Origin of the sequence: Brevibacterium sanguinis (assembly GCF_003315415.1) — a bacterium.
GTDB classification, from domain to species: Bacteria; Actinomycetota; Actinomycetes; order Actinomycetales; family Brevibacteriaceae; genus Brevibacterium; species Brevibacterium celere_A.
This window is the reverse complement of record NZ_QNSB01000005.1, coordinates 349,909-361,184: the sequence shown is the minus strand read 5'-3', so window position 1 is coordinate 361,184 and position 11,276 is coordinate 349,909. Positions and strand designations below refer to the sequence as shown.

The window sequence follows — 11,276 nt, the reverse complement described above, 5'->3', positions numbered from 1 at the left end:
CACGACAACCAGGACGGTATCTGATTCCAGGAGTGAACCCACAAAAAAGTCCCAAGTCGCGACATCGTCTGTCAACGATGTCGCGACTCAGGACACAAGTACCGGATGTGGGACTCGAACCCACACGTCTTTCGACAATGCATTTTGAGTGCACCGCGTCTACCGATTCCGCCAATCCGGCCAGCGCGTAGTCAAGGATACGGCAGGCCGACCACGATGCACAATCGCCGGCAGAGGCCGGCGCAGGCGCCTGGCCGCGGGTCTGAGTCGCAGGTGCTCGTGGCTACCATCACAGAAGATTCCGGGATCGACGTTCCGGTGCACGAGTGGGCCTGGTCTAGACTGGTGGCGTGCTTTCAAACAGCGAACAACCAACTTCAGATGAGTCCGTGCCGGTTCGGCGTGTCGTCGTCGCCGAGGATGAGGCGGTCATCCGCCTCGACATCGTCGAGATGCTCCGCGAGGTCGGCTACGACGTCGTCGGTGAGGCCGCGGACGGCGAATCGGCGATCCGCCTCGCCGAGGAGCTGCGCCCCGATCTCGTCGTGATGGACATCAAGATGCCCATCCTCGACGGGATCTCGGCGGCCGAGCGCATCGCCCGGGCCCGCATCGCCCCCGTCGTCCTCCTCACCGCCTTCTCGCAGAAGGAACTCGTCGAGCGCGCCCGCGACGCCGGCGCCATGGCCTACGTCGTCAAGCCGTTCACGGCCAACGACCTGCTGCCGGCGCTCGAGATCGCGCTGTCGCGGCATGCCGAGATCAGCTCCCTCGAATCCGAGATCTCCGACCTCACGGAGCGGTTCGAGACCCGCAAGCTCGTCGAGCGCGCGAAGAGCCTCCTCCAGACCTCGATGGGCCTGAGCGAGCCCGAGGCGTTCCGGTGGATCCAGAAGACCTCGATGGACCGTCGGCTGACGATGCGCGAGGTCGCCGAGACCGTGCTCAAGCAGATCGGCTCGAAGAAGTAGCCTGCCGGACCGACAGAGGATGACGCCTGCGACGAGTCGCAGGCGTCATCCGTCTCCGCGTCCATCGGACTCCGGGAGTCACCTCGGCGCGGGCTCGTGCGAACCCGGGAGTCACCTCGGCGGGGGTTCCCGCGGCCCGGGGGAGTCACCTCGGCGCGCGACTCATTTCGGCTCCGACCTCAGCACCATGTTCGTGATCCGCACGATCGAGAGCAGCCGCCCCGCCTCGTCGGTCATCCGCACCTCGTGGGACATGATCGTCCGTCCCCGATGGAGCACCGAGGCGGTGCCGGTGACGGCGCCCTCACGCACCGCGCGCAGGTGGGTGGCGTTGAGATCGACCCCGACGACGTTCCTCCCGCCGGAGAGGAGGAACGCGTGCATCGAGGCGAGCGACTCCGCGAGGACGACATGGGCGCCTCCGTGGAACAGTCCCATCGGCTGGGTGTTGCCCTCGACCGGGGCCGTCGCGGTCATGGAGTCATGCGCCAGGCCCGTGAACTCGATGCCCATCCGCGCGACCAGTCCCGTGCTCGCCTCGTGCTCGCGCAGCTGCTCGAGGAGCTCCCGGCACTCGGCGGGCGAGGTCTCGGCGGTCAGGGCGCGGGTCGGTCTCAACATGGTTCTCCTTCGTGTCGGTTCTGACCGCTAGGCTATGCCATGTGAGTCACGCTAATGAATCCCTCCTGCTCATCGACGGACACTCCCTGGCCTACCGTGCCTTCCACGCCCTGCCGGTGGAGAACTTCGCGACGAGCACCGGACAGCCCACGAACGCGATCTACGGCTTCATCTCGATGCTCATCAACGTCCTCCGCGACGAGGCGCCCAGCCATGTGGCGGTGGCCTTCGACCTCGGCCGGCAGACGTTCCGCCTCGAGGAGTACCCCGAGTACAAGGCCGGTCGGGCGAAGACCGCGCCGGAGTTCCATCCGCAGATCGACCTCATCAAGGACATCGTCGAGGCGATGGGCATCCGGGTCGTGACGAAGGAGGGGTACGAGGCCGACGACGCCCTGGCGACGATGGCGCGCCTGGGCACCGAGGCCGGAGCCTTCGTGCAGGTGATGACCGGCGACAAGGACTCCTTCCAGCTGGCCGGCCCGTCGGTGACGGTGCTCTACCCCAAGCGCGGAGTCAGCGACCTCGTGCGGATGACGCCTGCGGCGATCGAGGAGAAGTACGGAGTGACGCCCGAGAACTACCGCGGGCTCGCGGCGCTCGTCGGGGAGAAGGCCGACAACCTGCCCGGCGTGCCCGGCGTCGGGGACAAGACCGCGGCGAAGTGGCTGCGCACCCACGGCGACCTGCCCGGAGTCCTCGCCAACGCCGGCTCCATCGGCGGCAAGGTCGGGGAGAAGCTGCGGGAGAACCTCGACGCGGTCGAGCGCAACTACCGGCTCAACCGCCTCCTCGACGACCTCGACCTCGGTCTCGGCTACGCCGACCTCAGATGGGGCGAGGGCGATCCCGCCGAGCTCTCGAGCCTCTTCGACCAGCTCGAGTTCCAGGCTCTGGGCAAGCGGCTGAGCGCGATCCTCGGCGACTCCGTCCCCACCGCGTCCGCCGGCCCCGCGCGGGAGGAGTCCATCGAGACGGTGTCCGTGGCGCAGCTCCTCGAGGCGATCGCCGAGGCGGACGTCCTCGCCGTCGACTCCGACGCCCGCTACGTGCTCGGTCACGGCGACGTCCGCATCCTCGCCGTCTCCCACACCCCGGGCGCGGCGGTCGTCGCCGACATCGCCGAGGCGAGCGAATTCGAGGTCTCCGAGCTCACGGCGGCCCTGCGGTCGAAGACGCTCATCCTCCACAGTGCGAAGACCCAGATCAAGGCCTGGAGATCGCTGGGCATCCACGTCGACGCGATCGCCGGGGACACCGCTCTGGCCGCCTACCTCCTCGTGCCCGATCAGCGCAGCTACGAGCTGTCCCAGATCGCGGCCGACCGGGCCGGCATCGACCTCACCGAGGCGACCACGGGAGCCCCGCAGCTCGCCCTCGACCTCGAGACCGATGAGTCGGCGCTGGCGCTCGGCCGGCGCGCCGCGGCCCTCCTCGAGGTCCACGCGGTGCTCGCCTCGGCGATCGAGGAGGCGAACATGGACCGGGTCTACCGCGACATCGAGCTGCCCCTCGTCCCCGTGCTCGCCGCCATGGAGATGACCGGGATCGCGGTCGACGAGCAGGGGCTGCGCGACCTCATCGACGACTTCACCCGACAGGCCATCGCGAGCGCGGAGCTCGCGTACGAGGCGATCGGCCACGAGGTCAACCTCGGCTCGCCCAAGCAACTCCAGGCGGTGCTGTTCGAGGAGCTCGACATGCCGAAGACGAAGCGGACGAAGACGGGGTACACGACCGACGCCGAGGCGCTGGCCGAGCTCTTCGCCAAGACCGAGCACCCGTTCCTCGCCCATCTGCTCGCCAACCGCGACGCGACGAAGCTCAAGCAGACGGTCGTGGGCCTGCAGAAGACCGTGGCCGACGACGGCCGGATCCACACCACCTATCAGCAGACGGTGGCGGCGACCGGGCGGCTGTCCTCGCTCGACCCCAACCTCCAGAACATCCCCGTGCGCACCGAGTCGGGCAGGCGGATCCGCGACATCTTCGTCGCCGACCCGCACGTCCCCGGCGCCCTGCTGCTCACCGCGGACTACTCGCAGATCGAGATGCGGATCATGGCGCACCTGTCCGGGGACGCCGCGCTCATCGAGGCCTTCCGGGCGGGGGAGGACCTCCACTCCTACGTCGGCTCGAAGGTCTTCGGCGTCGGCATCGACGACGTCGACTCCGCGATGCGCTCGAAGGTCAAGGCGATGTCCTACGGGCTCGTCTACGGGCTCTCCGCCTACGGGCTCTCGAGGCAGCTGGCGATCGGCGTCGACGAGGCCAAGGGCCTGATGAGCCAGTACTTCGAGAGGTTCGGCGCGGTCAAGGAGTACCTCGACGAGATCGTCGAACAGGCGCGGGTGAAGGGGTTCACCGAGACGATCATGGGTCGCCGGCGCTACCTGCCCGCCCTCCACAGCGACCGCAGGCAGCTGCGCGACATGGCCGAGCGGGCCGCGCTCAACGCCCCCATCCAGGGCTCGGCGGCCGACATCATGAAGATCGCGATGCTCCGGGTCGCCGAACGGCTCGAGGGCCACCGTTCGCGCATGCTCCTCCAGGTCCACGACGAGATCATCGTCGACCTCATCCCGGAGGAGGCCGACGAGGTCAAGGCGATCGTCACCGAGGAGATGGGCTCGGCCTTCGAGCTCGACGTCCCCCTCGACGTCAACCTCGGCACCGGCGTCTCCTGGCACGCCGCCGCGCACTGAGGCGATCGGCCGGCGTCAGTCCTTCTTCAGGGTCGTCGAGAAGATCACGGTGCCCGGCATCAGGGCGCCGCGCAGCGGGGACCAGCCGCCCCAGGCGGTCTGGTTCGACTCGGGCCATTCGGGCTCGGTGACGGAGTCGATCGTGAAGCCTGCCGTGACGAGCAGGCCGACCCAGTCGCCGATCGTCCGGTGGTGCTCGGCGTAGACCGGCTGTCCCTCGGAGGAGATCTCGACGTAGGGGGTACGGTCGAAGTACGAGTACTCGACCGTCAGCCCCGCCTCGCCGGGGACGTCGGGGAACATCCACCGGATCGGGTGCGTGGTCGAGAACACCCAGCGGCCGCCGGGGCGGACGACGCGGGCGACCTCGGAGAGCACCACCTCGGCGTCCTTGACGAACGGCAGGGCGCCGTAGGAGGAGAACGCGATGTCGAAGCTGTTCGAGGCGAACGGCAGCCGCCGGGCGTCGGCGTGGAGGAACGTCGGGGGAGTCGCCTCGGCGCTGAGCGGATGCTCCCGCTGGAGGAGGGAGGCCTGCTCGAGCATTCCGGCGGAGACGTCGACGCCGGTGGCGATCGCCCCCTGCTCGGCGAGCCAGCGCGAGCACTGGCCGGCCCCGCAGCCGACCTCGAGGATCTGCCGGCGCCGCACCTCGCCGAGGAGGCCGAGATCGGATTCGTGGATGCCCTCGGGGCCCCACATGAACTCCGAGGCGCCGAGGAAGCTGCCGTGCTCGGCGAGGTAGTCCTCGGCCGAATTGTCCCAGTAGCTCCTGTTGGCCCGCACCGACGCTTCCTCATCGATCGGCAGGTACCCGCCGCTGATGACCTCCGTCCGATAACTTCCGTCGCTCATCGTTCCTCCGTGGCGGATGATTTTTCAGCATCGGCGTGCATTCACGCCTGGGATGATGCTAGTATTGACAACCGTATGCGCTTATGCATGCGAGTCCAAAATCGCAATCGAGACCGGAGACGAACTCTCGGGCCGTGCTCATGACGATCTCATGACAAGCTCCAAGGGTATCGGATCTGGACCACAATTCCATCGGAGTCCCTACCTATATGACCACCACCACGCCGGAATCGGTGCAGCCGAAGCAGGTCGCTGTCAACGACATCGGAACCGCTGAGGACTTCCTCGCCGCCGTCGACGAGACGATCAAGTACTTCAACGATGGCGACATCGTCGAGGGCACCGTCGTCAAGGTCGATCGCGACGAAGTGCTCGTCGACATCGGATACAAGACGGAAGGCGTCGTCCTTTCGCGTGAGCTCTCGATCAAGCACGATGTCGACCCCGGCGAAGTCGTCGAGGTCGGGGATGAGATCGAAGCCCTCGTCCTTCAGAAGGAGGACAAAGAGGGCCGCCTCATGCTGTCCAAGAAGCGCGCGCAGTACGAGCGCGCCTGGGGCGACATCGAGAAGATCAAGGAAGAGGACGGCGTCGTCACCGGCACCGTCATCGAGGTCGTCAAGGGCGGCCTCATCGTCGACATCGGACTGCGCGGCTTCCTGCCGGCCTCCCTCGTCGAGATGCGCCGGGTCCGCGATCTGGCCCCCTACATCGGCCAGCAGGTCGAGGCCAAGATCATCGAACTGGACAAGAACCGCAACAACGTCGTCCTGTCCCGTCGCGCATGGCTCGAGCAGACCCAGTCCGAGGTCCGCCACACCTTCCTGCAGACCCTGCAGAAGGGCCAGGTGCGCCCCGGCGTCGTCTCCTCGATCGTCAACTTCGGTGCGTTCGTCGACCTCGGTGGTGTCGACGGACTCGTCCACGTCTCCGAGCTCTCCTGGAAGCACATCGATCACCCCGGTGAGGTCGTCACCGTCGGTGACGAGGTCACCGTCGAGGTCCTCGACGTCGACATGGACCGCGAGCGTGTCTCCCTGTCGCTCAAGGCGACCCAGGAAGACCCGTGGCAGCACTTCGCCCGCACGCACGTCATCGGACAGATCGTGCCCGGCAAGGTGACCAAGCTCGTTCCGTTCGGTGCGTTCGTGCGCGTCGAGGACGGCATCGAGGGACTCGTCCACATCTCCGAGCTCGCGGTTCGCCACGTGGACCTGCCCGAGCAGGTCGTCTCGGTCGACGAGACCATCTACGTCAAGGTCATCGACATCGACCTCGAGCGTCGCCGGATCTCGCTGTCGCTCAAGCAGGCGAACGAGGGCGTCGACCCCGAGGCCGAGGAGTTCCTCGACCCCGCGCTCTACGGCATGCCGCAGGAGTACGACGAAGAGGGCAACTACAAGTACCCCGAAGGCTTCGATCCCGAGACCAACGAGTGGATGGAGGGCTTCGAGGCCCAGCGCGAGATCTGGGAGCAGCAGTACGCCGCCGCCCAGGCCCGCTGGGAGGAGCACAAGAAGCAGGTCGCCAAGGCCGCCGCTGCGGACGCCGAGGCAGGCGCCGCGGACTCCGGCGCCGATGCGGCTCCGGCCACCGGCTCGTTCTCCTCGGACGAGGCCGCGGACGAAGGCACCCTGGCCAGCGACGAGGCTCTTGCCGCTCTGCGTGAGAAGCTTGCAGGCAGCTGAGACCAGCACTGACAAGGGCTCCCGGTTCTCCGACCGGGGGCCCTTCGTCTATGTGCGCGAGAACAGACAGGCCATCCGCGGATGGCTCCTCTACGTCCTCCTGCTCGTCCTCGCCTCGGTCTGCGTCCTGCCCGACGTCGCCGCCGACCCCGCCGGGAGCGTGTACGCGGGCAACGACGACTCCTCCCTCTTCATCTGGTGGCTCGCTCACGCCGCCGAGGTGCTCGCCTCCCGGCTCGGCTTGTCAGGCTCCGCCGACGGCTTCCTCTACACTCATGAGATGAACGCGCTGGCCGGGGGAGTCAACGGCGCGTGGAACACCTCCCTCCTCGGCCCGGCCCTCCTGCTCGCCCCGGTCACGTGGATCGCCGGACCGATCATCAGCTACAACTTGCTCATCCTCGCGATCCCCGTCGTCAACTCCGTGGCCACCGCGGTCCTCTTCCGCCGGTTCCTGCGCCCGGTCCCCGCATTCACCGCGGCCGCCGGCGTCGGCTTCTCCAGCTACACCGTCGCGCAGATGGCCGGCCACCCCAACCTCGCCCTCGCGTTCACCCCGCCGCTCGTCGCGGCGGCGATCCTCGGGCTCCTCGCCCTGCCCATGGCTCCGGAGAGCCCGCTCCGGCGTCACGGGCGCTTCCGACTCCTGACGGCGGGACTCGGCATGCTGCTCGGCTTCCAGTTCTACGTCTCCACCGAGGTGCTCGCGGGCACCTTCCTCGCCGCCCTCTGCCTCCTCGCGTGCCTCGCGGCCTCCCGCGCCCACCCGCCTCGAGCCTGGCTGACGCTGCTGCGCGGGGGAGTGCTCGCCTCGGCGCTGGCGCTGCTCATCGCCCTGCCGCTGCTGCTGACGATGCTCGGGCCCAACGCCCCCTCCGGCGCGATCCGTCCGCACGGGGTGTGGAACACGGACCTCCTCGACCCGATCATCCCCGCCGGTCCGCCCCTCATCGGCGCCGGATCCTCGCCGATCCCTCGCGTCCTGCCCCTCGACGGCGCCGAGATCGGCGGGTACATGGGGATCCCCGCGCTCATCGCCGCGGCCGTCATCGTCATCGGCCTGCGCCGGACCCGGTTCTCCCGCCTCCTCCTCGTCACCGCGGCGACCGGGATCCTCGTCTTCTCCCTCTCGCTGGGCTCGCCCGTCCTCCTCGGCGGCCGGGTGCTGTCCGCCCACGGCCCCTTCGCCCTCGTCGAGGCCGTGCCCGTCCTCAACAACCTCCTGCCCATGCGCCTCGTCGTACACTCCGTGATCGCGCTCTGCGCGATCCTCGGAGTCGGACTGCAGTGGGCGCTCGACCATCGGCGCTCGAGGCGCGGACAGGCGCTGCTGGCCCTGCTCGCGGTCGCCGCCGTCGTCGCGATGCCGGGCGCGCAGACGGCCCGCGCGGTCCACGTCCCCGAATTCCACCGGAACGGTGCCGAGGCGATCCCCGAGGGATCCGTCGTCAAGACGCTCCCGCGCCCCCTGGCCTGGGCCACGCCGCACGCCGACGAGGCGATGGTGTGGCAGGCCGTCAGCGGATTCCGCTACCGGGAGACGGGAGGCTACTTCATCGGGTCGAGCCGCGACTCCCCGCTCGTCTACTCCGCCCCCGAGGACGCCCTCGACCGGGTCCTCGGCGATGCCCCGATCAGCGCCGAGGCGGACCTGCCCGACCCCGCCTCCGCGCCCGTCGCCGACGCGGTCGATCAGCTGCGCGCGGCCGGGGTCGACCACGTCGTCCTCGCCCCCGACTCCCCGCTGCTCGCCGACTCCCGCGTGCTCGAGGAGTTCCTCACCGCGTGCCTCGGTCCGCCGAGCGTCGACGGGCAGGGGGTGCTCGTCTACCCGCTGTCCCGATAGTCTGGGCTCATGCTGAAGATCGGACTGACCGGGGGAATCGGAGCGGGCAAATCGACGGTGTCGACGATCCTCGCCGAGCGTGGAGCCGTCATCGTCGACGCCGACGTCATCGCCCGCGAGGTCGTCGCGCCCGGGCAGCCGCTGCTGGCCGAGCTCGCCGGCACCTTCGGCCCCGAGGTCCTCACACCCGCCGGGGAGCTCGACCGGGCGGCGCTGGCCGCCGCGGCCTTCGCCGACGAGGAGTCGACGGCCGTGCTCAACGCCCTCATGCACCCGGCGATCCGCACCCGCACGCTCGAGCAGTTCGCCCGCGCCGCCGAGGCGGACCTCATCGTCCACGACGTCGCGCTGCTCGTCGAGAACGACATGGCCCCCGACTACCACCTCAGCCTCCTCGTCGACGTGCCCGCAGCCGTGCGGCTCGACCGGCTCGTGCGCACCCGGGGAATGGACCGGGCCGACGCCGAGGCGCGCATCGCCCGCCAGGCCACGGACGCGGCCCGCCGCGATGCCTGCGACGTCGTCATCGACAACAGCGGGTCCCTCGAGGACACCCGGCGGGCCGCCGGCGCCCTCGTCGACGAGCGACTGCTCCCGTTCGCCCGGAACCTCCGGGCCCGCCGGCGCGCCGAGCGACCGGCGGTCGCCCTGACGGAGCCGGGAACGGCGGACTGGACCGGGGAGGCCCGCCGCATCATCGCCAGGCTCCGCCGCGGGACCGGTGAGCGGCATCCCATCGAGCACATCGGCTCGACCGCCGTCGAGGATCTGCCCGCGAAGGACGTCATCGACCTCCAGCTGCTCGTCCCCGACCTCGCCGCCGCGGACGACCTCGCCCCCCGGCTCGCCGACCTCGGGTTCCCGGGCGGCGAGGGCTTCGACCACCTCGGCGAGGACGGTCGCGAGCCCAAGCGCTTCCACGCCAACGCCGACCCCGGCCGCGCCGTCAACCTCCACGTGAGGACGGAGTCCTCGACGGGGGCGCGGTTCGCGCTGCGGTTCCGCGACCTCCTGCGCGACGACGCCGAGGAGCGCCGTCGCTACGGCGCTCTCAAACGCCGGCTCGTCGACCGGCACGCGGGGGATCCGACGGCCTGCGCCGAGGCGAAGGAGCCGTACTTCGCGCAGCTGCGCCGACGGCTCGTTCCCGAGAGTTTCGACAGCTGAGAGCCGTTACCAAGTTGTAACCGTGAGGATGTGATCCACGGCACAGGCGCGGTCTATATTTCATGTGTGGAGAGGCGAACTCACTCCTGAGGCCTCGAAGAAGAAAGCACACGTGAACACATGAAACGAAAGACTGGTTTCTCCATTGCAGCCCTGTCCGTCGCCGCGGTCCTGGCGATGAGCGGCTGCGCCAACCAGGGATCCGGCGGCGGCGGCGAAGAGGCCACCTCCGATCGGGTCGAACTCCCCAAGCAGGAGACCCTCGAGGTCTCGCCCGATGTCGTCAAGGCCGCTGGCGACGGGAACGCGAAATGCGACTCGAAGCTGACGATCGCTTACGTGGGCGCGATGACCGGGCCGAATGCGCAGCTGGGCATCAACATCTACAACGGCGCGCAGACCGCCATCGACGAGCACAATGCCGCGAACCCCGACTGCCAGGTGGCGTTCAAGAAGTTCGACACCGAGGGCGATCCGGCTAAGGCGACGGGCCCGGTGGCCCAGGCGACGAAGGAGGAGAACATCATCGGCGTCATCGGCACCCCGTTCTCCGGCGAGTCGAAGGCGACCGGCGGCATCTTCGAGGATGCCGGCCTCGCCCACATCACCCCCTCGGCGACGAACCCGGGGCTGAGCGAGAACGGCTGGACGACCTTCTTCCGCGGACTCGGCAACGACACCGTCCAGGGCCCCTCCCTGGTCAAGCTCGTCGAGAAGCTGCAGTCGACGAAGACGTGCCTCATCGAGGACGACTCCGACTACGGCATCGGGCTGGCGAAGGTCGTCCGTGAGGAGATGGGTGACTCCCTGGCCTGCGAGGACTCGGTGACCACCGGGCAGAAGGACTTCGCGCCGACGATCCAGAAGATCATGGACGCGGAGGCCGACTCCGTCATCTACGCCGGCTACTTCGCCGAGGGCGCGCCGCTCGACAACCAGCTCGTCAACAAGGGCTACGAGGGGTACTTCATCGGACCCGACGGCGTCAAGGACGTGGCCTTCGTCGAACAGGCCGGAGACGCCGCGAACAACGCCTACTACACGTGCACCTGCGTGCCCGGCGACCTCATCCCGGAGTTCGCCGAAGCCTATGAGAAGGTCTCGGACGGCGCCGCCCCCGGCACCTACTCGGTCGAGGGCTACGACACGATGACCGTCATGCTCTCGGGCATCGACAGCGGAGTCAAGGACCGCAAGGGCATGGTCGACTACGTGCGGAACTACGACGGGGTCGGCTACGGCAAGACGTACAAGTGGGACGAGAAGGGCGAGCTCGAGGACAAGGCCGTGTACGGCTACAAGACCGAGGGCGACGGAATCGTCTCCGTGGGCCTCATCGAATAACCGTCACCAGTCACCTGCGCACACTGAAGCCCTCCGGGGAGACCGGAGGGCTTCAGGATGCTCACTCGAGAATCGAGAA

General features: G+C 68.7%; 8 protein-coding genes and 1 tRNA gene. 6 read left to right on the top strand and 3 right to left on the bottom strand.

Annotated features, from left to right (window positions below; genetic code table 11):
- Positions 1 to 99 precede the first annotated feature (99 nt).
- Positions 100 to 181, bottom strand: a tRNA-Leu gene (locus tag DFO65_RS09855).
- Between the two features lie 208 nt (positions 182 to 389).
- Here DFO65_RS09855 and DFO65_RS09850 point away from each other — a divergent pair.
- Positions 390 to 971, top strand: coding sequence for an ANTAR domain-containing response regulator (locus DFO65_RS09850; protein WP_113904238.1), 582 nt, complete (start codon positions 390 to 392; stop codon positions 969 to 971).
- 162 nt (positions 972 to 1,133) lie between these two features.
- Here DFO65_RS09850 and DFO65_RS09845 read toward each other — a convergent pair whose 3' ends face one another.
- The gene (locus tag DFO65_RS09845) at positions 1,134 to 1,592 is read right to left on the bottom strand and encodes a PaaI family thioesterase (protein WP_113904237.1); all 459 of its coding nucleotides are present in this window, start codon (positions 1,590 to 1,592) and stop codon (positions 1,134 to 1,136) included.
- Between the two features lie 41 nt (positions 1,593 to 1,633).
- Between DFO65_RS09845 and polA the strand changes: the two genes are divergently transcribed.
- Entirely contained in the window at positions 1,634 to 4,297 is a 2,664-nt protein-coding gene (gene polA, locus DFO65_RS09840; RefSeq protein ID WP_113904236.1) for a DNA polymerase I, read from the top strand.
- A gap of 15 nt (positions 4,298 to 4,312) precedes the next feature.
- Here the strand turns inward: polA and DFO65_RS09835 are convergent, their stop codons facing one another.
- Complete coding sequence (locus DFO65_RS09835; protein ID WP_113904235.1) at positions 4,313 to 5,152, bottom strand: class I SAM-dependent methyltransferase; 840 nt, start codon at positions 5,150 to 5,152, stop codon at positions 4,313 to 4,315.
- Between the two features lie 209 nt (positions 5,153 to 5,361).
- Here DFO65_RS09835 and rpsA point away from each other — a divergent pair, with 209 nt between their 5' ends.
- From rpsA to DFO65_RS09815, 4 genes are all read left to right on the top strand, one after another.
- Positions 5,362 to 6,840, top strand: coding sequence for a 30S ribosomal protein S1 (gene rpsA / locus DFO65_RS09830; RefSeq protein WP_113904234.1), 1,479 nt, complete (start codon positions 5,362 to 5,364; stop codon positions 6,838 to 6,840).
- Positions 6,827 to 8,686, top strand: coding sequence for a hypothetical protein (locus DFO65_RS09825; RefSeq protein WP_113904233.1), 1,860 nt, complete (start codon positions 6,827 to 6,829; stop codon positions 8,684 to 8,686). Before rpsA ends, DFO65_RS09825 begins: the two co-directional genes overlap by 14 nt.
- A 9-nt stretch (positions 8,687 to 8,695) precedes the next feature.
- Positions 8,696 to 9,853 (top strand): dephospho-CoA kinase, encoded by a 1,158-nt coding sequence (gene coaE, locus DFO65_RS09820; protein ID WP_113904232.1) that lies wholly within the window; start codon positions 8,696 to 8,698, stop codon positions 9,851 to 9,853.
- Between the two features lie 120 nt (positions 9,854 to 9,973).
- Complete coding sequence (locus DFO65_RS09815; protein ID WP_113904231.1) at positions 9,974 to 11,197, top strand: branched-chain amino acid ABC transporter substrate-binding protein; 1,224 nt, start codon at positions 9,974 to 9,976, stop codon at positions 11,195 to 11,197.
- Positions 11,198 to 11,276 lie beyond the last annotated feature (79 nt).